Annotated in this window: 21 protein-coding genes; 8 read left to right on the top strand and 13 right to left on the bottom strand. The window is 71.8% G+C overall.

Going from position 1 to position 24,212, the window contains the following annotated elements; all coding sequences use genetic code 11:
* Positions 1–88 precede the first annotated feature (88 nt).
* The gene (locus tag BUE48_RS00485; protein WP_012850487.1) at positions 89–613 is read left to right on the top strand and encodes an ATP-binding protein; all 525 of its coding nucleotides are present in this window, start codon (positions 89–91) and stop codon (positions 611–613) included.
* A gap of 273 nt (positions 614–886) precedes the next feature.
* On the opposite strand, the gene BUE48_RS00490 is transcribed toward BUE48_RS00485, so the two are convergent.
* Complete coding sequence (locus tag BUE48_RS00490) at positions 887–2,080, bottom strand: arginine deiminase (protein WP_012850488.1); 1,194 nt, start codon at positions 2,078–2,080, stop codon at positions 887–889.
* 161 nt (positions 2,081–2,241) lie between these two features.
* On the opposite strand from BUE48_RS00490, the gene BUE48_RS00495 reads away from it, so the two are divergent.
* Both BUE48_RS00495 and BUE48_RS00500 read left to right on the top strand, forming a co-directional pair.
* Entirely contained in the window at positions 2,242–3,831 is a 1,590-nt protein-coding gene (locus tag BUE48_RS00495) for an MFS transporter (protein ID WP_286988364.1), read from the top strand.
* A gap of 92 nt (positions 3,832–3,923) precedes the next feature.
* On the top strand, positions 3,924–4,826 hold the full coding sequence (locus BUE48_RS00500) for an SDR family NAD(P)-dependent oxidoreductase (protein WP_012850490.1): 903 nt from the start codon (positions 3,924–3,926) through the stop codon (positions 4,824–4,826).
* A gap of 54 nt (positions 4,827–4,880) precedes the next feature.
* Here the strand turns inward: BUE48_RS00500 and BUE48_RS00505 are convergent, their stop codons facing one another.
* From BUE48_RS00505 to BUE48_RS00530, 6 genes are all read right to left on the bottom strand, one after another.
* Positions 4,881–5,735: an SAM-dependent methyltransferase gene (locus tag BUE48_RS00505; protein ID WP_012850491.1), complete on the bottom strand. Its 855-nt coding sequence runs from the start codon at positions 5,733–5,735 to the stop codon at positions 4,881–4,883.
* A 1,474-nt stretch (positions 5,736–7,209) separates the two neighbouring features.
* A complete protein-coding gene (locus BUE48_RS00510) occupies positions 7,210–8,067 on the bottom strand; it encodes an SAM-dependent methyltransferase (protein WP_012850493.1) in 858 nt (285 codons plus the stop codon).
* 252 nt (positions 8,068–8,319) lie between these two features.
* The gene (locus tag BUE48_RS00515; protein ID WP_286988278.1) at positions 8,320–9,882 is read right to left on the bottom strand and encodes a long-chain-fatty-acid--CoA ligase; all 1,563 of its coding nucleotides are present in this window, start codon (positions 9,880–9,882) and stop codon (positions 8,320–8,322) included.
* 93 nt (positions 9,883–9,975) lie between these two features.
* Entirely contained in the window at positions 9,976–10,134 is a 159-nt protein-coding gene (locus BUE48_RS00520) for a hypothetical protein (protein WP_169312971.1), read from the bottom strand.
* Between the two features lie 457 nt (positions 10,135–10,591).
* On the bottom strand, positions 10,592–11,296 hold the full coding sequence (locus tag BUE48_RS00525; protein WP_012850496.1) for a carbon-nitrogen hydrolase family protein: 705 nt from the start codon (positions 11,294–11,296) through the stop codon (positions 10,592–10,594).
* A 141-nt stretch (positions 11,297–11,437) separates the two neighbouring features.
* A complete protein-coding gene (locus tag BUE48_RS00530) occupies positions 11,438–12,694 on the bottom strand; it encodes an oxygenase MpaB family protein (RefSeq protein WP_012850497.1) in 1,257 nt (418 codons plus the stop codon).
* 212 nt (positions 12,695–12,906) lie between these two features.
* On the opposite strand from BUE48_RS00530, the gene BUE48_RS00535 reads away from it, so the two are divergent.
* Complete coding sequence (locus BUE48_RS00535; protein ID WP_012850498.1) at positions 12,907–13,590, top strand: TetR/AcrR family transcriptional regulator; 684 nt, start codon at positions 12,907–12,909, stop codon at positions 13,588–13,590.
* Positions 13,591–13,606: 16 nt separating this feature from the next.
* Here BUE48_RS00535 and BUE48_RS00540 read toward each other — a convergent pair whose 3' ends face one another.
* The 5 genes from BUE48_RS00540 to BUE48_RS00560 form a co-directional block, all read right to left on the bottom strand.
* Positions 13,607–15,166: an acetolactate synthase large subunit gene (locus BUE48_RS00540; RefSeq protein WP_012850499.1), complete on the bottom strand. Its 1,560-nt coding sequence runs from the start codon at positions 15,164–15,166 to the stop codon at positions 13,607–13,609.
* Positions 15,167–15,183: 17 nt separating this feature from the next.
* Entirely contained in the window at positions 15,184–16,557 is a 1,374-nt protein-coding gene (locus BUE48_RS00545) for an FAD-binding oxidoreductase (protein WP_012850500.1), read from the bottom strand.
* Positions 16,558–17,183: 626 nt separating this feature from the next.
* Entirely contained in the window at positions 17,184–17,450 is a 267-nt protein-coding gene (locus BUE48_RS00550; RefSeq protein ID WP_286988284.1) for a hypothetical protein, read from the bottom strand.
* Positions 17,451–17,684: 234 nt separating this feature from the next.
* Positions 17,685–18,353 carry a response regulator gene (locus tag BUE48_RS00555; protein WP_286988286.1) on the bottom strand — a complete coding sequence of 223 codons (669 nt, stop codon included), beginning with the start codon at positions 18,351–18,353 and terminating at the stop codon, positions 17,685–17,687.
* A gap of 38 nt (positions 18,354–18,391) precedes the next feature.
* Positions 18,392–19,534 (bottom strand): sensor histidine kinase, encoded by a 1,143-nt coding sequence (locus tag BUE48_RS00560; RefSeq protein ID WP_286988288.1) that lies wholly within the window; start codon positions 19,532–19,534, stop codon positions 18,392–18,394.
* 159 nt (positions 19,535–19,693) lie between these two features.
* Between BUE48_RS00560 and BUE48_RS00565 the strand changes: the two genes are divergently transcribed.
* Both BUE48_RS00565 and BUE48_RS00570 read left to right on the top strand, forming a co-directional pair.
* Positions 19,694–19,948, top strand: coding sequence for a hypothetical protein (locus BUE48_RS00565; RefSeq protein WP_012850504.1), 255 nt, complete (start codon positions 19,694–19,696; stop codon positions 19,946–19,948).
* Positions 19,949–19,954: 6 nt separating this feature from the next.
* Positions 19,955–22,129, top strand: coding sequence for an MMPL family transporter (locus tag BUE48_RS00570; protein ID WP_286988290.1), 2,175 nt, complete (start codon positions 19,955–19,957; stop codon positions 22,127–22,129).
* A gap of 268 nt (positions 22,130–22,397) precedes the next feature.
* Here the strand turns inward: BUE48_RS00570 and BUE48_RS00575 are convergent, their stop codons facing one another.
* Positions 22,398–22,718 carry a hypothetical protein gene (locus BUE48_RS00575; RefSeq protein WP_245536947.1) on the bottom strand — a complete coding sequence of 107 codons (321 nt, stop codon included), beginning with the start codon at positions 22,716–22,718 and terminating at the stop codon, positions 22,398–22,400.
* A 255-nt stretch (positions 22,719–22,973) separates the two neighbouring features.
* On the opposite strand from BUE48_RS00575, the gene BUE48_RS00580 reads away from it, so the two are divergent.
* Both BUE48_RS00580 and BUE48_RS00585 read left to right on the top strand, forming a co-directional pair.
* Positions 22,974–23,306, top strand: a complete 333-nt coding sequence (locus tag BUE48_RS00580) for an STAS domain-containing protein (RefSeq protein ID WP_012850507.1) — start codon at positions 22,974–22,976, stop codon at positions 23,304–23,306.
* A gap of 61 nt (positions 23,307–23,367) precedes the next feature.
* On the top strand, positions 23,368–24,123 hold the full coding sequence (locus tag BUE48_RS00585; protein WP_286988293.1) for a glycosyltransferase: 756 nt from the start codon (positions 23,368–23,370) through the stop codon (positions 24,121–24,123).
* Positions 24,124–24,212: the final 89 nt, after the last annotated feature.

Here is a 24,212-nt window from a genome sequence, read left to right on the forward strand (position 1 = left end):
GCATTTCCCTCAGGTTTCCGGTCGTCCGCATCGGGGCATTTCGGTCGTAGCACGAGAGTAACCGGCTAGTCCCGGAGGGTACGGGGAGGTGAGGGCGTCGAGCGTCGTACTGCTACCGCACGCGCCGTCCAGCGTCGCGATCGCCCGCCGGCGCCTCAGCTCCGAGCTTCGCGCCCTCGGTGTGCGTCCCGGAGCGGTGGACGACGCCGTCGTCATCCTCAGCGAGCTGCTCAGCAACGCCCTCCGGCATGCGCGGCCCCTGGAGTCCGGGCAGATCCGGGTGCGCTGGGAGTGCAACGGGGACGACATAGAGGTCTCGGTGAGCGACGGCGGGGCGATGACCGAACCCCGGCGCGGCCGGCCCACGCTGTCCTCCCTGGGCGGACGAGGCCTGGGCATCGTGGAGGCGCTCGCCGAGTGCTGGGGCGTCCACCACGATGGCGACTGCACCACGGTCTGGGCGGTGGTGCACGTCCCGCAGAAGACGGAGGACGGCGACTCGGCCCCCGGCATGGCCCACGCCGCGGCGTTCGCCGAAGAGTTCGCCGAGGACATCGCGGAACTGCAGCGCACCTCCTCGGGGGTGGACGGCTCCCGCCACGGCCTGCACTGAGCCTTTTCGGCAGGTGGCCCAAGGCGGGGCCGTGAAGGCGTCCGGCACCGCGTTCGGCTCACGGCATCGTCCCTGACTGCGACCTCCCCGTCACGACCCGAGGACACGAGGTGCCGGAAAGGTCCACCGGTGGGCACCGTCCCTCCGGTGAATGTGGCGTGGCGCACATTTTCGCCGAAAATCCTCGATGAGCTGTAATGTCTTGCACAGCTCGGGCGCTGTCGTGCCCCCGTCGACACCGCCCGAGCATCCAAGACTTGCGCGCGCCGCACGTTAGAGCGGGTCGCGCAGCAGAGGGCAGGACATGCACCGCGGGCCGCCCCGGCCGCTGCCCAGCTCGCTTCCGCTGATCCGGATCACCTCGATGCCCGCCGCCTCCAGACGGGCGTTGGTCTCGACGTTGCGTTCGTAGGCCACCGCCACGCGCGGCGCCACGGCCAGGGTGTTGTTGCCGTCGTCCCACTGCTCGCGTTCGGCCGTCACCGGATCCAGCCCGGTGTCGATCACACGCAGCCGCTCCACCCCCATCGCCGCCGCGGCGGCCTCCAGGAACGGACGCTCCTCGGAGATGAGCAGCTCACCGTCGTCCCAGGTGATGGTGTAGGCGGTCAGCGAATGGGCCACCGGCGGGTACATGACCACCGTGTCGACGTCGACCATCGTGCAGACGGTGTCCAGGTGCATGGTGGCCCGCTCCTGGGCGATCGGCACGGCCAGCACGGTGTGCGCGGCGCCGGTGGACAGCACTCGCCGGGCCAGCCGCTCCACTCCCGCCGGCGTGGTGCGCTCCCCGGTGCCGACCGCGATCACCCCGGGGGCCGGCAGCAGCACATCGCCGCCCTCCAGCGGCTCCAGACGCGGGTCGTAGATCGTCTCGATCCCGCGGAAACGGGGGTGGAAGTCGTAGATCAGCCCGGTCAGCGAGGTCTCCCGGCGGCGGGCGGGCATCGCCAGGCTGGTCACCGCCACCCGCGGGCCGATCCAGGTGCTGGAGTCCCGGGTGAACAGCAGATTGGGCAGCGGGTCGATGATGAAGTCCTGCGGGTCCATCAGCCGGTAGACCAGGCCGTGCGCGGACTTGAGCTCCTCGTGCGCCAGCCCCGCGATCAGCGTGTGCGCCAGTTGCTCGGGGTCCAGGTCGCTCAGGTACTCCCGGACGTTCTCGCGCAGCCGGTCGCCCAGCCGGGGGTCTGCGACGGCGGCGGTGATGGCCTGCTCCCGGGCGTCGGCGTACTCCAGGACGTCCTGCAGCAGCTCGGTCAGGTACAGCACCTCGACGCCGCGCTCGCGCAGCGCCTCGGCGAAGGCGTCGTGCTCCTCCTGGGCCCTGCCCACCCACGGGATCCCGTCGAACAGCAGCTTGTCGTTGTTGCGGGGGGTGAGCCGCTTGAGCTCGGCCCCGGGCCGGTGCAGCAGCACCGTGCGGAGCCGGCCGACCTCACTGTCAACCCGGTACGAAGGGGTCACCCTGTGCAGTCTATGTCGGTATGCACCATATGTGATCAATGGATCGGCCAACGGATGCCCCGAGCGGCCTCAGGGCTCGCCGGTGAGCAGGGTTTCGCCGGAGGCGGGCGATTTATGCTCACTTACGCCATGCGTTACTTCGATCCGCCGCTGTGGTGCTGATGCTCCGGGTGGTCCGGCGTCCCTCCGCGCACACGGTGCATCTCGGGGCCGCCACGCTGCTGAGGATCTCCGCCGAAGGGCTGGGCACCGCGCTGGTGCTGGTCGTCCAGGCCCGAACGGGACAGGCCGCGACCGCCGGCTTCCTCCAAGCGGCGATCATGCTCCCCTATGTGCTGGCCGGCCCGATCACCGGCCACACCCTCGACCGCACCGCCCGGCCGCGCGCCTTCGCGCTGACGATGACGGCCTGCTACCTGCTGGCCGCCGCCTTCCTGCTGCTGACGGCCGGGCGGGTGCCGCTGCTGCTGGCGCTGGCCTTCGCCGTCGCGATCGGCTGTACCGAGCCGGTCGTGGTGGCCTTCACCGGCCTGCTGCCCCGCTTCGTCCCGGCCCACCGGCTGACCTGGGCCTACGGGCTGGAGGCGGCGACCTACAACATCGCCGCCATCGCCGGCCCGGGACTGGCGGCCGGGCTGACCGCGGCGCTCGGGGCGGGCTATGCCGGTGCCGCGGTCGTCGGCTGCGCCACCCTCGGCATGACGCTGCTGCCGCTGCTGTCCGTCCCTCCCCCCGGCCATCGTCCCGCCCCCGCCCGGCGGCCGGAGGAGACCGGGGAGCGACCGGCCGCGGAACTCGCTCCGGCGGTCGGCCCCGACACCGCCGGAACCCGCTCGCAGGACGCCGGGCGCCGGGCGGCCGGGGAACATTCCGAGCAGCCCGCCGCGGCGATCGGCCGCGGCGGCGCCGCGGCCCGTCCAGAGCCCGCCGAGGCGCGGGAGGAAGGGCGTCCGGCGGGGAGCGCCGGGCCCGGCGGAGCGGCCTGCCACGCTGTCACCGCTGAGGCGCAGGGCAGCGGCGGCCCCTCTGCGGGGAACGCCGGTCCCGGCGAGGCGGAGACACCGCGCGATGAGCGGGTTGGAGCGGCCCTCTCCAAAGAACCCGCCCCCGAGATGAAGAAGGACGTCCCGGCACTCAAGGGACGGGCCCCGGCGCTGGATGTGATCGCCGGGGGGATCGTGGTGCTGCTGGGCAACCCGGTGCTGCGCGCGGTGACCGTGGCGACCACCCTGGCGTTCCTGGGCATGGGGGCGGTCGCGGTCACCGCCGTCCTGTTCGCCGAGCACATCGGGCGCAGCGCCGGGGTGGGCGGCCAGCTGATCGCCGCCTTCGCCGCCGGGTCGCTGATCGGGTCGCTGGGGTCGGCGCGCTGGCTGTCGGCGCGGCGGGCCGAATGGGTGCTGATGGCCGGCATGGCGGCCTTCGGGACGGCACTGGCCGTGACCGTCTGGGCGCCCTCCCTGCCGTGGGCGCTGGCCGGTTTCCTCCTCGCCGGGATCTGCGACGGCCCGGTGTTCGCCGCCACGCTGACCGTCCGCCAGCGCGAGGCCCCCGCCGACCGGCTCGGCCAGGTCAACACCACCGGCGGCAGCCTCAAGATCGGCTCGGCGGCGGTGGGCGCCGCCCTGGCCGGTGCCCTGGCCGGCTCGCTCGGCGGCCCCGGCCTGCTGCTCGGCATGGCCGCCTTCCAGTTCACCGGCGCCGCCTGCGGCGTCCTGCTGCTGTTGCTCGCCCGTCGCCGCGGGGAGTGAGCACAGCAGGTGACGGCGGGGGGTGTGAGAGCGTCACTTTCCGGAGGGCGGCCGTCGGGGCGGGCCGAGGCGGCCGATTATGGTTCGACGCTATGAGTGCGCTTCTGGACGGCAAGGTCGCGATCGTCACCGGTGCCGGGCGGGGCATCGGCCGGGGCGAGGCCCTGGAACTGGCCCGGCAGGGGGCCGCCGTGGTGGTCAACGAATTCGACGCCGAGGCGGGCAAGGCGGTCGTCGACGAGATCACCGCGATGGGCGGGCAGGCTGCGTTGCACGTGGGCGACGTCAGCGAGATCGACGACGCCAAGGCTCTCATCGACACCGCCGTGGAGACGTTCGGCGGGCTGGACGCGCTGGTCAACAACGCCGGCATCCTGCGCGACCGCACCCTGGTGAAGATGACCCCCGAGGAGTGGGACGCCGTCATCAAGGTGCATCTGCGCGGCCATTATGCGCCCACCCACTTCGCCTGCGAGTACTGGAAGAACAACGGGCGGCCCGGACGGATCGTGTGCACCGCGTCCTCCTCCGGGCTGCTGGGCAACTTCGGCCAGTCCAACTACGGGGCGGCCAAGGCCGGCATCGCCGCGTTCTCCACGATCGTCGCGCTGGAGATGGCCCGCTACGGGGTGACCTGCAACGCCATCGCCCCGGCCGCCCGCACCCGGATGACCGAGGGCGCCTACGGCAAGATCGAAGGCGGGGACGGCGGGGGCTTCGACTTCTGGCACCCCGACAACGTGGCGCCGTTCGTGGCGTTCCTGTGCAGCGACCAGGCCGGTTCCATCAGCGGCAAGGTCTTCGGCGTGCAGGGCGATGCGGTGGAGCTCTACCGGCCGTATGAGTCCGCCGCCGTCATCGAAAACGGCGGGGCGCGCTGGGACCCGGCTGACTTCGCCGACCGGGTCGGGGAGCTGTTCGAGACCTCCGGGATCAAGCCCGAGATCGAAAACCCGATGCGCCGGCTGCGCTACAGCATGACCAAGCGCGCCTGACGCCTGGTGCGCCGGTGCCGCGAGCCGCATGCGCGGCACCGGCGCCGCTCAGGCTCAGCCGGTCTTGATCAGCAGACCGCCGTACTCGTACACGGTGCGGCGGAGCGTGGCCGTCTTGACGAACGGCTCCAGCTCCTTGGGCACGGGCGGCAGCGGCGGCTGGTTGGGGTCGGGGCGCCAGTCGTTGATGTCGAGCAGGCCCGGTTCGACCGGCTCCAGCCCGCCCCCGAGCAGCAGCGCGTCGACCTCTTCGGGGCTGCGGGTCTGCCAGGGCACGCCGCTCTTTTTCATCTGCTCGTTGGACTTGGCGCGGGCGTCCGGGTCGTCGCTGACGACCTGGGTGAAGGCCAGGTGGCTGCCGGGGACGGCGCGGTCGATGACGCCGTGCAGCACGGTGCGGGGGTTATCGGCGTCCAGCAGGTGGTGGCCGACCGACAGGTACAGCACGGCCAGCGGCTCGCTGAAGTCGATCAGGCGCTTGGTGTCGGGGTGCTCCAGGATGGCCTCGGGGTCGCGCATGTCGGCGGTGATGACCACGGTGGAGCCGTCCCCGGCCAGCAGGGCGCGGGCATGGGCGAGCACGATCGGGTCGATGTCCACGTAGACGACCCGGGCGTCGGGTGCGTGCTTTTGGGCGACTTGGTGGGTGTTGTTGTCGGTGGGCAGGCCGCAGCCCAGGTCGATGAACTGGCGGATGCCGGCCTCGGCCGCCAGGTAGCGCACCACCCGGTACAGAAACAGCCGGTTCTCCCGGGCCATGTTGATGCCTTCGGGGAACAGCTTCGCGCCTTCCAGCACGAACTGCCGGTCGATCTCGTAATTGTCCTTCCCGCCCAGGGCCCAGCCGTACATGCGGGCGGATGCCGGGACGTCCGTGCGGATTTGCGGGATCGATTCGTCAGCGGCCACCATGCACTCCCGTCTGCTCAGGACGGCCGGTCGGTGGCAGCAGACTACTGGGCGAATGGGGACGATTCCGTCTTTTTTGGTGATCTTCGGTGGCGTCCTGCGGCGGGCCGGTTCGCCGTCCCAATAACACTCGATCCGAAAAGATGAAATTCGATCATCCTTATTTCGGGTGACGCGAGCGGCTCCGGTCTGCCGCGCCCCATGGCCGAGGTGGCGCGGACGAGGCCACCGCTGTTGTTTCCGCGTTCACGCAGCGGCGGCCTTCTTCGGCGGCCCCCGCTCGAACGGGTCCTGGCGGCGCTTGGACGCCCCTTCAAAGGGTTTCAGCTCCTTGGAGGCGGCGCGGTGGATGACGCTGCGCAGCACGGCGGGAGCATGGGTATCGAGACGGACGTCCCGGGCGTCGGGGGCGTACTTTCGAGCGGCTTGGTTAAAGGTCACACTGGCGGGACGGCCTGCTCTTCCATGGATATTCTCTGAATTTATAGGACGGCTACTAGAAATTCGTTCGGTTATAGCAGGCGCGCGTGGATATGCCCCCTGGCAGCCGGCGTCCATCTGCTCGCAGGGTTCGGCCGGGCGACCGATCGCCTCGGTCTTGACGTGCTGCAAGGCCGTTGTTCTGCTGAAAGAACCGGGAGCCCGCAGCATCCGGGAACGCCAAGCTCCGGCGAAACCATTCGGCGCCCGGCCCTGGTACAGGGGGCTGGAGTTTTGGCGGCACCCGTGACGTTCCGGGACGCGGCATCCTCCCTGATCGTGACGCACCGCAGAGACGGCGTGATGAAGAGGATCCGGTGGACTCGCCGCAAAGCCCTGGTCACCGCGGCTGCGGCCACGCTCCCCTGCCCGCTCGCCCCGCATCCGGCCCTCTCCGGACCGTGCGACCGGCCTACGAGGCGACGATCCGCGGGCGGCCGCTGGTGATGACGGCGGACCGACATGCCGCAGATCGCCTGGCTGGCCGCATGGGGCGTCGTCCCCGGTGAGCGGCTGCGGCGGCGGTGCGGCACGGAGCGCGGCTCGCCTTCCACTGCTTGGACATCGGCGCCTTGCGCGTCGCCGAGCCGACCAACGGGTGGGGCGGGGCAAAGGCATGGGAGCCTTCGGCACCGGCTGCTTCACCCGCACCTGTATCAGGCTGAACAGCCTCGGCGCCGACCTCGCTGCGGACGCGCCGTACCCGATCCGCCGGTTCGACCCCAGATTCGGCCCCCTGAACGGGCGCGACACCTGCCGGGTGCGCTTCCCCGCCGGTCGAGGCGTTCTGATCGCTCACCCTCTGCGGGCCGGACCGGTTCCCGGCCGGCGACCCGCTGAACCGGTGCGTGCTCGGTGGCGGCGACCCGCCGGCCGGCGCGGGCGGCGGCACCGAGATCGTCATCGCCGCCGGACCACCGGCGCGCCCAGGCCGGTGGTCCGGGCGCCCGGACGGCGCCCCGTGGGCTGAGGCGTCCGTCCGGGCGGGAACCGCTTACGGCTTCTTGAGCAGGCCGCCGTACTCGAACCGCTCCTTGCGGAGCTTGGAGGCGCCCTCGTACGGCTTCAGCTCCGGGGGGACGGGCGCCAGCGGCGGCTGGTCGGGGTCGGGGCGCCAGTTGTTGATGTCGACCAGGCCCGGCTCGACCGGCTCCAGACCGTGCCCCAGCAGCAGCGCGTCGACCTCTTCGGGGCTGCGGGTCTGCCAGGGGACGCCGCCGGCGTTGGCGATCGCGTCCAGCTCGGCGCGCCGCTCGGGGGGATCGGTGCTCACCACCTGGGTAAAGGCCAGGTAGCTGCCGGGGACGGCGCGGTCGATGATGGTGTAGAGGACCCGGTGCGGATCGTCCTCGTCCTTGATGTGGTGACCGACCGACAGGTACAGCACCGCCAGCGGCTCGCTGAAGTCGATCAGGCGCTTGGCGTCGGGGTGCTCCAAGATGGCCTCGGGGTCGCGCATGTCGGCGGTGATGACCACGGTGGAGCCGTCCCCGGCCAGCAGGGCGCGGGCATGGGCGAGCACGATCGGGTCGATGTCGACGTACAGCACCCGCGCGTCGGAGACGAACTGCTGGGCCACCTGGTGGACGTTGTTCTCGGTGGGCAGGCCGCAGCCCAGGTCGATGAACTGGCGGATGCCGGCCTCGGCCGCCAGGTAGCGCACCACCCGGTACAAAAACAGCCGGTTCTCCCGGGCGGCGTCGACGATCTCGGGGCTGTAGTGGATGTTCTGCAGCGCGAACTGCCGGTCGATTTCGAAGTTGTCCTTGCCGCCCAGCGCCCAGTTGTAGATCCGGGCGGAGGTCGGCACGTCGGTGGGGATGTCGGTCGGGACGGGGCCGTCAGCGTCCAAGGTCTGCTCCCATGCTCCACGAGGATCCTGCACCGGATCTCGGCAAGATCAGACTAACGGCATGATCACCGACATCGGTGGCTTTCCTTCGGGTTTCGGACGGTGTCGGCAAGCAAGTCCTTTCTTATCGGGCGGACCGCTACCGGCGACCGCGAAAACGCGCGGTGGCGCCCGGCCCGCAGAGGACCGGGCGCCACCGTGAGAGCTCCTGCGGCGTCCGCTCACCGGCGCGGCGTCATCCGCCGCGCGGGCTCAGTGGACGGCGCGTTCGTGGCCCTCCCAGTAGGGCTTGCGCAGCTCGCGCTTGAGGACCTTGCCGGTGGGGTTGCGGGGGATGACGTCGATGAAGTCCACCGAGGTGGGGCACTTGAAGTGGGCCAGCCGCTCGCGGCAGTAGTCGATGATCTCCTGCTCGGTGACCTCGCCGGCCTTGACCACGATCGCCTTGGGGGTCTCGCCCCACTTGTCGCTGGGCACCCCGATGACCGCGCAGTCGGCGACCTTGGGGTGGCTCATCAGGACGTTCTCCACCTCGGCGGGGTAGATGTTCTCCCCACCGGAGATGATCATGTCCTTGACCCGGTCGTGGATGTAGAGGTAGCCGTCGGCGTCCAGGTAGCCGGCGTCGCCGGTGCGGAACCAGCCGTCCCCGGGCAGCGCGGATGCGGTGGCCTCGGGCATGTTCCAGTAGCCCAGCATGTTCTGCGGGGAGCGCACCCAGATCTCGCCGACCTGGCCGGTGGGCAGCTCCTCCAGGGTGGACGGGTCCACGATCTTGATCTCGGTGCCCTCGTTGGGGACGCCCGCGCTGGCCAGCCGGTGCGCGTTGGGGCCGTCGGGGTCGTGGTCCTCCGGGGGCAGCGCGGTGACCGCGCCGGTGGTCTCGGTCAGCCCGTACACCTGGAAGAACTTGGTGCCCGGCAGCAGCTTCATGGCGCCGCGCAGCACCTCCTGGCTGATCGGGGACGCCCCGTACAGCAGCACCTGCAGGCTGGACAGGTCGCACTCGGCGACCTCCGGGATGCTCTGCCAGAACAGCAGCAGCACCGGCACCAGGAACAGGTGGGTGACCTGGCGGCGCTCGATCTCGCGGGCGATGCCGACCGGGTCGGGCTCGCGGCAGATCACCCCGGTGATGCCGTCGAACACCACGGCGACGCTGAGCGCGTTGCCCGCGATGTGGTACATGGGCATCGCGATCATCATCCGGGTGTGCTCGTCCAGCTCCCACAGCTCGGCGGTGCTGGGCAGGATCGACAGGAAGTTGTCGTGGGTGAGCATCACCCCCTTGGGCCGCCCGGTGGTGCCCGAGGAGTACAGCTGCACGAACACGTCCGAGGTGGCCGCCTGGTGGGCGGGCGGGGCCGGTTCGTGCGAGGCGACCCACTCGGCGTAGTCGAGCCGGGGGGCGGCGGTGTGCTCGCCGCCGATCACCACCAGGTGGGTGGTGTGCTCCAGGTCGCCGGCCACGGCGTCGAGCAGCTCGGTGAACTCCGGTCCGACGATGAAGACCTTGGCGCGGGCGTCGTTGACGATGTAGGCGACCTCCGGCGGGGCCAGCCGGTAGTTGACCGGGACCTGGACGGCGCCCAGCCGGGCCGCGGCGAACAGCTGCTCGACGTATTCGATGGAGTTCTTGTCCAAGATGGCGACGCGGTCGCCGGGACCGACCCCGGCCGCGTGCAGGGCGGTGGCCGCCCGGTCCACCCGTTCGTCGAATTCCCGGTAGGTGATCTCGCGGTCGCCGTAATAGAACGCGATCTTGTCGGGGGTGGCCTGTGCGCGTTCGCGGAGCACATCGGTCAGAGGCTGCATGGGTGGGGCCCCCTTCGGCCGTTCCGGCTTATGGTGCGCCCCATCCTGCGATAACCGGATACTTGCCGACAAGGCCTTGATCGGGGGCTTTGTTCAGCGCTTGGTGATCAATGTGACGACCAGCATCACGACGGCCGCGATCAGGCCCACCAGCAGGAAGAACTTCACCGTCGACAAGATCGCGCCGAGCACCGAAAAGATCAGCCAGGCGGCCAGCAGGATTCCCGCGATCTTCAAAACCGTTTTGCTCATGTCCTCCACGCTATGCCCCGGTCCGGCCGGTGGCATCCGCCCATGGCCCGGCCTTCTCTCCTCCTCCAGGGGGAGGACGCGGGCTTGAGCACGCGACTCGGCCCCGCCGCCAGGGCTTCCTTGCGGCGTTCGGCCGCGGCCGGGGGAGTTCCATGGTTCGCGGCGATGCGCGAGAGGACGCGGAGTGATGACCGGGCCACTTCCGGTCACTTTTGGAGTGGTTCTGATTTGTCGGGAAAGTAGTGTTATGCGGGTTTTCCTCTGTGGGTTCGCGGGAACAGAGCCGCCCCTGTGAGGGGCGGAGGGTGAACGACGTTCGGAATGGGTGGCCATTCCGGCTGTTTCCCATGCGGCGCGAACCCGCGGTATCAAGGGCGGCTTCGCCGCCGGCTGCAAGGCCGCCGGGAAGAAACCGGCGATGACGCCCCGTACGTGGAAATCCAGCCGGTCTGCGCGTTCACTCGAGCACGGCGCGGACGACGGCGCCGGCCTCGGTGCCCGCCTGGGCGAGCACGGCTCCGCCGGGCGCCCAGATGCCCGAGCCCCCGGCGGCACGGGTGAAGCCGCCGCCGGTGGAGCCGGCGAAACTGGCCACCGCGACCCAGACCCGGTGATCGGCGGCGATGCGGCGGGCGCGCTCGTCCCGGACGGCGGCGTCCTTAGCGTGCTCCAGCACCCCGGCGACATACACGTCCATGCCCAGCGCCGCGGTGTCGGCGGAGTGCCGGACGATGCCGGTGTCCTTGCAGATCGCCAGGCCCAGCCGGCGTCCATCGACCTCCAGCACGGCCGGCTCGCCGCCCGGGGCGAACCGCTCGGCCTCGGCGGCGCCCAGCCACATCTTGCGGTAGGCCACGCGCGCGCCGGTGCCCTCGAAGGCCAGGATCGCGATGTGCGCCGCGCCCGACTCGCCGCGCACCGGGGCGCCCGCCAGCGCCACCGTCCCGGTCCGGGCGCACGCCCGCACCAGCGGCGCCAGCCGCGGATCGCCGGCCGTGATCGCCGGGGCGTCCAGCTCGTACCCCGTCAGGGACATCTCGGGGAAGACCACCACCCGCGCGCCCGCGGAACGCACCACGTCCGCATGCGTCGCCGCGTTCGCCGCGACGTCGTAGGAGACGCACGGCGGCTGGGCCACGGCGATGCTGAGCGGCTTGCGCATGGGACCCCCTGTCGCAGCGGAGCCTTCATGGTCGCACGAGGACGGGGGATCCGTCCCGGGCCGCAGGACGCCGCGGGCCCGGAACCCGGCGGGTTCCGAGCCCGGGACGGGAGGCGCCGCCCGGCCGCGGGACGGCCGGGATCAGGAGGGGTAGTTCGGGTTGTTGGAGTAGGGGATCTCGATGCTGATCGGGAACTGCGCGCCGGACAGCACGGTCAGCACGCCCAGGCGCAGGATCTCATCGAAGGTCCAGTAGAACTTCGACAGGGCGCCCGGAGCCTTCTCCAACGACAGCAGGCCCTCGCGGACGGCGATGAAGGGCTCCCACAGGGTGTTGAAGACGTTGTCCCAGAACGGGTCCCGCCGGATCTTCAGCCAGTCGGCGATCTGGTCGCCGAGCGTGTAGCGGGTCAGCGAGCCCAGGATGGGCCGGGTGACGTACTTCAGCGGCCCGCCCGGCACCAGCGTGCCGATGTTGAGCAGCATGTCGGCCAGCTTGATGCCCTCGGGCGTGGGGCCCAGGATCGGGTCCAGCACTTGCCGGGCCTGGGACTCGGCCTGGTCCCAGGAGTTGGGGATGTACTCCTCCTTGATGCCGAGCATGTAGGCGCACAGCTGCCAGGAGTGGAGGAACGCCTCGGCCTCGTTGTCCGGGATCGGCACCTTCCAGGTCTTCAGCTGCCGCATGACGCTGGTGGGCAGGCTGTGCCAGGTGACCATCATGTCGGCCTGGCTGATCGGGATCTCTTCTTCGGCGACCTTGTTCCAGTAGGGGGACTTGGGCAGCAGGTGCCGCACGCCCGCGTGGGCCAGCCGGGTCTTGATGCAGGTCACGATCAGCTCGCCGTCCGGCTCGTAGGCGTTGGCGGTGCCGATGTCGTACCCCAGCTTGGCGGTCTTGGTGATGCGGTCCCGCAGGTTCGCGCCGCCCCAGGAGTAGTAGACCGCCCGCGCCTCCCGGGGGATGACGGTGCTCATCATCCCGCTGACGAAGCCGTAGGTGACACCGAGGTAGAGCCCGCGCTTTTCGTTGAAGTGGAAGGCGGTGGCCAGCTTGTTCTTGTCGGCCCACGGCGGCAGCTGCTTGGCCTTCTCAATGAAGTCCTTCAGGTCCTTGGGCAGCCCTGAGGGCAGCGGCTGGCCGTTCTTGAGCCACTTGCGCAGCTCCTTGTTGACCTTCTGCACATCGCCGCGCTGGATGATGTCGGCCACCAGCTGGTCGGCCTCTTCGTCCCACACCCCCCTTGGGTCGGCACCCGTCCCGGTGCCCAAGACCGAGCCTTCGGGAGACCACGTCCACACGGGCCGGGCCTGCGCGGGGGTGGCGATGCCGAGCGCGCCGGCCGCGCCCAGCGCGCCGCCCGCCGCCAGCACGTTGCGCCTGCTGGGTGTCTTCATGCCTGCGTTCCTCCTCGGGGCGAGAGCAACGTCTTGATACGGTGAAACGTGATCTGCTTCTGCGTATCATCGACGGTATGTCTAATAACAGCACACTGTGTCGGTGCTCACAAGACCCACCGCGTGAGGGATCCACCGGGCCCCCGGAAGCCCTCGGTTGGGGCAAAATCAGTCGTCTCAGGGGTGGGGTCGGGTCGTCTCAGGAGGAAATCGTGGAGCCTACGTTGTCCTTCCTCATGACGACCTCGGGGGACGAGTCGCTGATCGAGCGCGCCTACACCGATGCCGTCGAACAGAACGACGACATGGACGAGACCAGCGCGCGCATTCTCGACGCCGCCTACGAGCAGTTCTGCCGGATGGGCATCCAGCGGTCCACCATGGAGGACGTGGCCCGGCGGGCCGGGGTCTCGCGGATCACCGTCTACCGGCGTTTCGCCACCAAGGACGCGCTGGTCGAACAGGTGGTGCGCCGGGAGTTCCGCCGCTACTTCGACCAGTTCCTCATCGACATCCAGCAGGCCGAGACCGCCGCCGACCGGGTGGTGCTGGGCTTTGTCAGCTCGCTGCGCGCCATCCGGCGCAACCCGCTGATCGGCGGGCTGATCGAGACCGAGCCGGACCTGGTGGTGCCCTCCATGATCAGCGACGGCGGGCGGACGCTGGCCGTGGTGCGGCAGTTCGTCGCCGGCCAGCTGCGCCGCGAGCAGCAGGCCGGCAACGTCTCACCGGACCTGGACACCGACCTGGTGGCCGAGATGATGGTCCGCATCTCCGCCTCGTTCCTGGGCATCCCCAGCTTCATCGTCGACCTGGACGACGAAGAGCAGCTGGCCGACATCGCCCGGCGGTTCCTGGTGCCGATGCTGCAGCCGCCGGCCCCCCGCGAGAGCTGAGCGGAGGGCCGCAGGCTCAAAACACCGAGGGGACGACCGCCTCGATCAGGTGCGGCCCCGGCTCGCTGAGCGCCTTGCCGAACTGCGCCGCCAGCTCCTCGGCCGTGCGGGCGCGGCCGGCCGGCACGCCCATGCCCTGGGCCAGCGAGACGAAGTCCAGATCGGGGCGGGACAGGTCGAACATGCTGCGCGCCGCCTCGCCGGCGGAGTTGGGGTCGGCGCCGACGCGGGCCAGCTCCATGTTCAAAACGGCGTAGGAGCCGTTGTTGAAGATCACGGTGGTCACGTCCAGCCCCTCCCGGGCCTGCGTCCACAGGGCCGAGAGGGTGTACATCGCGCTTCCGTCGGCCTCCAGGCAGACCACCGGACGGGACGGGCAGGCGATCGCCGCGCCGGTCGCCAGCGGCATCCCCTGGCCGATCGCACCGCCGGTCAAGGTGAGCCAGTCGTGCGGGGGAGCCCCGGCGGTGGCGCCCGCCAGCCACAGCCCCGAGGTGTTGGACTCATCGGAGACGATGGCGTCCTCCGGCAGCAGCGCGCCGATCACGGCGGCGGCCTTCTCCGCGGTCAGCGGGCCGGACGGCGGCTCGGGCCGGGACGGTTGCTGCACGGGCGGGGCGACGCCCCCGGCGACCAGGTCGGCCAGGTGGGCGAGCGCACCGGCCGCATCGTCGCCGTCCCCGGCGAGCACATGCACCTGGCAGCCCTCGGGGACCAGGTCGCTGGGCTGGTTCGGGTAGGCGAAGAACGACACCGGGCGCTTGGCGCCGGCCAGGATCAGGTGCCGCAGCCCGGTCATCTGCGCGGCGGCCATCTCCCCCAGGTAGGCCAGGCGCTCGACGGCCGGCAGCCCGGCGCCGCGCTCCAGCCGGGCCGGGAAGGTCTCGCACAGCAGCTTGGCCCCGGTGGCGGCGGCGATCCGGCCGGCGGCCTCCAGCCCGTGGCGGCGGGTGGCGCCCCCGCCGAGGAGCAGCGCGCACGGCTCACCGCTCTTGAGCACGGCCGCGGCCGACTCCACCACCGAATCGTGCACCGGCGAGGCCGGGCGGGAGCGCACCGGCGTCGCCGGCTGCGCGCCCTCCGACCAGCACACGTCCGCGGGCAGGATGAGCGTGGCGACCTGTCCGGGAGGCGTCAGCGCCGCCGCCACGGCCTCGGCGGCGTCGGCGGGAACGTCCCGGCTGCGGGCCGAACGCCGGATCCAGCCGGAGACGGAACCGGCCAGCGCGTGGATGTCGGACTCCAGCGGGGCGTCGTAGCGCTGGTGGTAGGTGGCGTGGTCGCCGACGATGTTGAGGATCGGAGTGCCGGCCCGCCGTGCGTTGTGCAGGTTGGCCAGCCCGTTCGCCAGGCCCGGGCCCAGGTGGAGCAGCACCGCGGCGGGGGCGGAGGCCATCCTGCCGTAGCCGTCGGCCGCGCCGGTCGCCACCCCCTCGAACAGGCACAGCACACCGCGCATCCGCGGGACCGTGTCCAAGGCGGCCACCAGGTGCATCTCCGAGGTTCCCGGATTGCTGAAGCACACCTGGACGTCTGCGTTCACCAGGGTGTGCAGCAGCGCCTGTGCACCGTTCACGTCACTCTCCGAACGTTTCAGTCGAACAGGACACCGGGGTTCAGGATGCCCTGTGGGTCGAAGACCTGCTTGATCTGCCGCATCAGCCGCAGCTTGACCGGGTCCTCCAGGTCCAGGAAGTAGGGGCGCTTCTCCCGGCCGATGCCGTGCTCGCCGCTGATCGCCCCGCCGCGCCCCATGGCCTCGGTGAAGATCTCCCGCAGCACCGCGGTCAGCTTCTCGGGATCGGGCTGGAAGACCGACAGGTGCACGTTGCCGTCCCCGGCGTGGCCGCACCCGACGATCAGCGTGCCGCGCCGCTCGCCGATGCCGCCGACCGCCTCGAAGAAGTCGGCCAGGTCGGCGCGGGGGATGACGGCGTCGACGATGGCGTCGGCCCCGGCGCTCTTGGCCGCCCAGAACGCCTTCTCCCGGGCCGTGATCAGCTCCCGGGCGGCGTTGCTCTCCAGCACGTACACATCGGCGGCGCCGAGCTCGGTCAGCAGCCCGCCCAGGGCCTCGATGTCGGCCTCCAGCCGCTCGGCCGAACGGTTCTCCAACGTGACGATCAGGTACGCCTGAGTGGTCTGCCGGACCTGCTCCGGCACCCCCAGGTCCACGTCGGCGTTCGCGGTGATCGCCGCCATGGCCAGCATGTCCACGTACTCGAGGATCAGCGGGTCCAGCCCGCTGCCCACCAGCTTGGGCACCGCGGCGGTGACCTCGCGCAGGGACGAGAACGGCGCCAGCACGCTGGCCTGGTGGGCGGCCCGCGGCCGCAGCCGCAAGGTGGCCTCGGTGACCACCGCGAGGGTGCCTTCGGAGCCGACGATGAGCTGGGTCAGGTCATAGCCGGTGGAGGTCTTGACGTACCGGCCGCCGGTGCGGATCACCTCGCCGCCGGCCAGCACCGCCTCCAGCCCCAGCACCTGGTGCCGGGTGACGCCGTACTTGACCGCGTGCATGCCGCCGGCGTTGGTGGAGACGGTCCCGCCGATGCTGGCGCTGCTCTCGCCGGGGAACACCGGGTAGATCAGGCCCGCCTCGGCGGTCAGCCGGTCCAGCTCGCCCAGCGTCACCCCGGCCTGCACCACCGCCACATGGTTGGCGGTGTCGATCTCCAGCACCCGGTTCATCCGCTCAAGGGAGAGCACCAGGCCGCCCGGGACCGGCACCGCCCCGCCCGACAGCCCGGTGCCCGAGCCCCGGGGGGTCACCGCGAGCCCGTGCTCACCGGCCACCCGCAGCACCCCGGCGACCTGCTCGGTCGTCTCCGGGCGCACCACGAAGGCGGGCGGCTGCGGGGCGACGCCCAGCGCCTCGTCCCCGCCGTAGTCGGCCGAGATCTCCTCACCCGACAGCACATGCTCGGCTCCGACGACGTCGGCCAGCGCCGATCCGACATCCGCCAAGGCAACCCCTCCTCCGCCGTTTTCGCGCCCGCCGGGCCTGGCCCGTCCGACTCGGTACAGAAGGCCGGCGAAGGCACCATATGAGACTTACGGCACTTTCCGGTAGGGCGGAAGGCCCCGCCTCGGCCTGCTCGTGGACGGCCTTCGCCGGTGCGTGCGGGCGGTCGTCTTGCGCGAGGCCCGGGAGGCCGCGCGGTCGTCCGGCTTCAGGGGAGAGCCGCTGCGGCGGCGGCCGCTCTCGGGGGATACGGCGGACGGCCGGTGACGCGGGCGGGCGCTTCGCCCGGGCCCGCCTCACCGGCCGGCAGGTGCTTGCATCACATCGACGGCGAACCCTTTCCGCCCGCCTCCGCCATGGACTGCAGACGGTGTGCGCAACGGTCGAAAGCGGCGGCGTGGGGCCATGCGGCATACGGCCGCTGTTTCTCTTCCCGGTGCCTGCGGCAGCCGGCTGAAAGGGTTCGTCGGGTCGCCGGCGGCCGTGAAGCGGCGATGTCCGCTGAAATTCTTCGGGATCACCGAGGTTTTTCAGTGGATGCCGTGGTGCTTTTTCTTATATCGGTGCTCCTTGGGCTTCGGTGCTTGCCCTTGGTGTGCTGCTGCTCAGGGCCGCGGTGCCGGGCCCGTTAGCGCTGGAACCCGTACTGGGGACTGTGAGCGTCCTCGTGTCCGTACCAGTTGTCGTGGTAGGAGTCGTTGTACTGAGGGCCGTACCAGTAGCCGAAATCGTCCCAGGGGCCGTAGTTGCGGCCGCACTCGCCCCGGCAGGCCCGCTGCCCGGCCTGCTCCACGGCGGCGGCGCCGTGCTCGGCCGCCGCGGCCGCCGACGCCGCCGGCAAGGCGCCGCCCAGTGCGAACGCCGCGAGTGCCGCTGCCGCCAGACTTTTCCTCATCTGAGCCTCCCAGCTCATTGCAGAGAATGTTTTTCTACCTGATGAGACGCACCAGGAATAACACGTTCACCGGCGGCTTCCAAGGGTGGTGGAGCTGGAATTTATGAGCTTGGCGAGACTATTGCAATTCTGCGAGGACATGTCCCCGTGAGATGTTCAAAAAAGGCGGGATATGGCCATTTGAGAATGGTCGGCGAGATGAGTGCGTTGCCTGCCGCCGGGGCGGCCGCGGGGCTATGACGACAGCCAGCCGGGGCTGACCATGCCGGACTCATAGGCCAGCACCACCAGCTGGGAGCGGTCCCGCACGCCCAGCTTGCTCATGATGCGGCTGACATGGGTCTTGGCGGTGGCCGGGCTGAGGACCAGGCGGCCGGCGATCTCGTCGTTGCTGAGCCCGGCGGCCACCAGCCGCATGACCTCGCGTTCGCGCTCGGTGAGCGCGTTCAGCCGCGGGTCGGGGGCGGGGGCCTTCACCCGCCCGGCGAACTCGGCGATCAGCCGCCTGGTCACGGACGGGCTGATCAGCGCGTCGCCGCGGGCCGCCACCCGCACCGCGCGGATCAGCTCCTGCGGCTCGGTGTCCTTGACCAGAAAGCCGCAGGCCCCGCCGCGCAGCGCGGCGTAGACGTAGTCGTCCAGGTCGAAGGTGGTCAAGATGACCACCCGGACGTTCTCCAGACGCGGGTCGGCGGTGATCCGGCGGGTCGCCTCCAGGCCGTCCATCCCGGGCATGCGGATGTCCATCAGCACCACGTCGGGGCGCAGCCGGCGGCAGGCCTCGACGGTCTGCTCGCCGTCGCCCGCCTCGCCCACCACCGCGATGTCGTCCTCGTCGGCGAGGATGGAGCGGAAACCGGCGCGCACCAGCCGCTGGTCGTCGGCGAGCAAGACCCTGATCATGGCTGACTCCTCTGCGGCCTGCGAAGAGCGGGGACGGTTCACCGCGCAGACGCCCCGTTCCGGTAGGGCAGGCGGGCCCGGACGGTGAACCCGCCGCCCGGACGGGGCCCGGCGACCAGCTCCCCGCCCAGCGCCCGGGCGCGTTCCCGCATGCCGCTGATGCCGCTGCCGGGCGGGCCGGCCGGCGGGACGGGGCCGCGGCCGTCGTCGGTGACCTCCACCGTCAGCTCCCCCGGCCCGTGGTCGAGGCGGACGGTGACCGCGCCGGCGCGGGCGTGCCGGGTCACGTTGGTCAGCGCCTCCTGGACGATGCGGTAGGCGGCCAGATCCACCTCGGTGGGCAGCGGGCGCTGCTCGCCGCCGGTCTCGGCGTGCACCTGCAGCCCGGCCAGCCGCGCCGACTCGATCAGCTCCTCCAGCCGCGCCAGCCCCGGGGCGGGCGCGGTGGGCGCCTGTTCGCCGCTTTCCCGCAGCACCCCCAAGGTGGCGCGCAGGTCCCGCAGCGCCGTCCGGCTGGACTCCTTGATCGCGCCGAGGGCGGCCTTGGCCTGTGCCGGGTCCTTGCCGATGCGGTGCAGCGCCGCCGCCGACTGGACGTTGATGAGCGACAGGTGGTGGCCGACCACGTCGTGCAGTTCCCGGGCGATGCGCAGCCGCTCCTCCCCGGCGGCCCGCCGCTGCACCTCCTGCAGGTAGGCCAGGCGGCCGTGGCGGACCTGCCCGAGCGCCACCACCGCCACCAGCCAGCCGGCCAGCATGAACAGGGCGATGCCGTTGACCTCGTCGTTGCCGGCCAGCGTCCCGGCGCCCACGCAGATCAGCGCCAGCGCGGCCAGCGCGACGGCCGCCTGCAGGCGTCCCTCGGCCGCGACGGTGTACAGCGCGACGATGAACACCACCAGCAGCGGCCCGTCGTAGGCGCTGCCGAGGTAGTAGGCGATGGTGACGGCCAGCACGAAGACGGCGACGGCCACCGGACGCCGGCGCCGCAGGTACAGCGCCCCGCAGGCGGCGGCCGTCAGCGCCCAGCCCGCGACGGTGACCGGCCACGGCTCCAGGCGCTCGCCGATGAACGCCCTGAGCCCGGTGACGGCCATCAGCGCGAACATCCCACCGGCGATCGCCGCGTCCGCCGCGCGCCCCTGCGGCAGCCGCACCCCCGCAGCCCTACCGAACGCCATGGGGCCAGAGTAGGTCGGTTCCGCGGCCCCGGCCGTCCCGCGGGGCGAGGACGCAACCACGGGTGTACGCCGCGCGGCGCGGCCGCAACTTGGGCGGTACGGCGGGTGTCGACGCAGGGCCGATGACCGGGGGCGAGCCGTGCGCCGAGCCTGACGGCCATGAACACGCCTTTCACGTCCGGCAGGGCCGCATCCGCCCTCGTCGGCCTGCTGGTCGGCGGGGCCGCGGGGTTCCTGCTGATCGAGACGGTGGGCGCCGTCGTCACCTTCGTCCTCGGCCGCACGCCCGGTGCGGGCGGCGGCGGCGCGCCGCCGGCCGCCTTCATCGCCGTTCCGGTGCTGTGCGCCCTGGCCGGTGCCCTCATCGGGGCCCGCCGGGCCGGCCGAGGTTCCCGACCACGCGACCAGAGGTGAACGAGCATGTCTTCGACCCCCCAACCGACCGTGGCGAGCGGCCCGGCCGCCGTCCGCGCCGCCCCGGGCCGTTTCGGCGAGCTGGCCGCCTGGTCACAGCGGCACCGCTGGAGCGCCCTGCTGCTGTGGGTGCTGCTGGTGGCCGCGATCACCGTGGCGGCGCAGGCCGCCGGCGGCGGCTACCGCAACGACTTCTCGCTGCCGGGCACCGACTCCCAGGCGGCCGCCGACCTGCTGAACGAGCACGGGTCCGCGCAGGCGGGCGGCGCTCTCCAGATCGTCTTCAAGGGCGCAGGCGGCCTGGCCGCCGACCGCGCCGGCATCGAGCGGACGCTCGAGCGGGTGCGCGCCCTGCCCGGTGTCGCCGAGGTGCGCAGCCCGTTCCAGGACCGCGCCGCGCTGTCCGCCGACGGCACCATCGGGTACGCCACCGTCACCCTTGCCGGCAGGCCCGAAAGCGTGCCCAAAGAGCACGTCGCGAAGATCGTGGACACCGCCCGCTCCGCCGCACGAGACGGCCTGCAGGTCGAGGTCGGCGGGGACGCGGTGCGCGAGCTGGCCGAGGAGGAGGGCGGCGGAGGCGCCGAGGGCGCGGGCATGATGGCGGCGCTGGTGGTGCTGGTGCTGCTGTTCGGCTCGCTGCTGGCGGCGGCGCTGCCGCTGCTGACCGCGGCGCTCGCGGTCGGCGGGGCGGTCGGGCTGATCGCGCTGGCCTCGCACGTGTTCACCGTCGCCGACTTCACCCCGCCGATCATGATGCTGGTCGGGCTGGGCGTCGGCGTGGACTACGCGCTGCTGATCTTCCACCGCTACCGGCACGAGCTGATCGGTGGCGCGGACCGGGACGAGGCCACCCGCATCGCGCTGGAGGCGGCCGGGCGGACGGTCTTCTTCGCCGGCTGCACCGTGATCGTCGCGCTGCTGGGGCTGGTGGCGCTGGGCCTGGGGTCGCTGCAGGGCGTGGCGCTGGCCGTGGCGCTGACCGTGCTGGTCACCATGGCGGCCTCGCTGACCCTGCTGCCGGCGCTGCTGGCGGTCTTCGGCGGGCGCATCCAGCGCCTGGTGCTCAAGCGCGCCGCCAAGGCCCACGCCAAGGGCCGGGTCGAGGGGCGAGGCTGGCGGGCGATCGCCACGGCCGTGCAGCGGCGTCCGCTGGCCGCCCTGCTGGTCGCCGTGGCGGCGCTGCTGGCGCTGGCGGCCCCGGCGCTGGACATGCGGCTGGGCTTCGCCGACGCGGGCACCGACTCGCCGGAGTCCACCAGCCGCCGGGCCTACGACCTGCTGGCCGAGGGGTTCGGGCCGGGGTTCAACGGGCCGCTGATCGTGGTGAGCGCCGGCGAGCCGGCCGCGGCCCAGGAGCTGCGGGCCGCGCTGGCCGGCACGCCCGGTGTCGCCGCCACCACCCCGCCGCTGCCGGCCCGCGACGGCGCGCTCTCCACCGTCATCGTCTTCCCCAAGACCGCGCCGCAGGACGAGGGCACCGCCGAGCTCGTCCGCACGCTGCGCCAGGACGTGCTGCCGCCGCTGGCCGAGCGCACCGGCGCGCGCTACCTGGTCGGCGGGTCCACCGCCGCCGCGCAGGACTTCGCCGAGTCGGTCGCGGCGCGGATGCCGCTGTTCGTGGCGATCGTGGTGGGACTGTCGGCGCTGCTGCTGATGGCGGTGTTCCGCTCGCTGCTGATCCCCCTCAAGGCCGCGCTGCTGAACCTGCTGTCGATCGCCGCCTCGCTGGGGGTGATCACCTTCGTCTTCCAGGACGGGCGGCTGGGGGCGCAGCCGGGTCCGATCGAGGCGTTCATCCCGGTGATGATCTTCGCGATCGTGTTCGGGCTGTCCATGGACTATGAGGTGTTCCTGCTGTCGCGCATCCACGAGGAGTGGCGGCGCACTCAGGATCACTCCCATGCCGTCCGGGAGGGCCTGACCGCCACCGGCCGGGTGATCACCGCGGCGGCGGCCATCATGATCGTGGTGTTCGCCGCCTTCATCCTCAGCCCCAGCCGCATGCTCCAGCAGTTCGGCCTGGGCCTGGCGGTGGCGATCCTGCTGGACGCGGTGGTGATCCGCTGCCTGATCGTCCCGGCCGCCATGCAGCTGCTCGGCCGCCGCGCCTGGTGGCTGCCGTCCCCGCTGGCCCGCCGCCTGCCCCACCTGGCTCTGGAGCGTCCGGACGGCGCCTGACCGCCTTAGGCCGCGGCGGCGCGCTCTAGGACGCCCGGCGACGGCATCGGAAACGGATCCGCACAGGCCCGCCCGGTAGGGGCGGGCCTGTGCCCGTGTCGGTGGTGAGGTGGCCGGATGCGGGCGCGTGGACCGCCGGTGGCCGGTTGATCAGGCCGGACGGGGACGGCACGGGGCGTCGGCCGCGGCGCGGCTGGTGGCCAAACCCAGACCGTCCACCGCGCCTACGAGGCCGGCCGGGTGAACACGCCCCGCTGAACGCCGGATTTCAGCGGGGAGCGGACTCGTCGATGATGCGGAAGGTCGGGCAGGGCCAGCGCCACATGCAGGCCCGGCAGCGCCGGCTGAGGTGGGTGGGGTCGCTGGAGATGCCGCCGGCGTCCCGGGGCTGGTGAAGCTCCAGCAGCCGCAGCGCCAGGTCGGTGAGGGCGATCACCTCGTCGCGCGCACCGGTCAGAAACTCCAGGTCCTCTCGGCTGATATGGGTATTGACCGGGACGTAGCCCTCCCGGTTGACCAGGCGTGACAGGTAACGGCCCGCCGAGTGCCACGAGGTGGACTTCTCCGAGCGGGTTCGGATCGCCTCCAAACGTTCCCGAAGGCGCACCAGGTGCGGGTCGCCCCCGGTATGACCAAGCCGCTGATGCACGTGCACAGCATTCCGTACTCGCGGCGCGGGTGAGGGGCAAATCCCACAGTTCATCACCCCGAGAAGTGCGCAAACATGCACTTACACGACAAGTCGGCCATGCGATCAGCGCCGGAGATCGGCCGGACACTCCCCGCCACACGGGAGTCGCCGAGCGTCTGGCCCCGGCGGGCGGCGGCAGATAGTGTGCGGCTCGTGGAGCTAAACGTCACAACTTCGTCTCAGGGGGATTACGCCGTCGTCACCGCGACCGGCGAACTGGACCTGTACACCGCGCCGCGCCTGCAGACCGCGCTGGCCTCCCTGATACGCGACCGCGCCGACCGGGTGGTGGTCGACCTGAGCGGGGTGGAGTTCTGCGACTCCACCGGAGTGAACGTCCTTCTGGCGGCGATGAAACGGCTCCAGGAACAGGGCGGCACCCTCGAACTGGCCGGGCTGCGCCCGCCGGTGCGGCGCATCCTCCAGGTCACCGGGCTGGACTCGGTCTTCACCATCGCCGAGGCAGTGCCCACCCGCGGCGTCTGACGCCGCCCTCCCGGCCCCGATGACCGGGGACGCCCGGCAGGCGCGCACTACGATCGGCTGCATGGAGCCACAACAGGGATCGGACGGCCCACCGCAGGCCGGGGACGTGGCGGTCATCATCCCCGCCAAGGACGAGAGCGAGCGGATCGCCGCGACCGTCAAGGCCGCCCTCGACCTGCCCGGCGTGGATCTGGTGGTCGTCGTGGACGACGGCTCCTGCGATGCCACCGGGCGCCTGGCGGCCGAGGCCGGCGCCCGCGTCGTGCGGCACAGCCGCAACCGGGGCAAGGCCGCCGCCATGGAAAGCGGCGCCGAGGCGGTCAAGCTGCTGGACGAGGGCCGCGCCGCCCCCCGCCACCTGCTGTTTCTGGACGCCGACCTGGCCGAGACCGCCCGCGAGGCGGCCCCGCTGATCGAGCCGGTGCGGCGCGGCGAGGCCGACATGACCATCGCCACCTTCACCACCACGGTCAAGCTCGGCGGGCACGGCTTCGTGGTGCGGCTGTCGCGGGAGGGCATCCGCCGGGCCACCGGCTGGCAGGCCACCCAGCCGCTCAACGGCCAGCGCTGCCTGACCCGGGCCGCCTTCGCGGCCGCGTTGCCGCTGGCCCCCGGCTTCGGCGTGGAGACCGCGCTGACCATCGACCTGCTGCGCGCCGGCTTTCGCGTCCAGGAGGTCAAGGTGCCGCTCGCGCACCGCGCCACCGGCACCGACTGGCGCTCCCAGCTGCACCGCGCCCGCCAGTTCCGCGACGTGGCCCGCGCCCTGGCCGCCCGCCAGCCCGTGCTCACCCGTCTGGCCCACCGCCGCAGGTGACCCCGCCCCCTCCTCAGCCATCGGGCTCCCCCGGAGCCCCGCCCGCACGTCCCGGCGGGACCGCGCGGGACGGCCGGGACGCCAGTGCG

The organism is Thermomonospora sp. CIF 1, assembly GCF_001896795.1.
GTDB classification, from domain to species: Bacteria; Actinomycetota; Actinomycetes; order Streptosporangiales; family Streptosporangiaceae; genus Thermomonospora; species Thermomonospora curvata.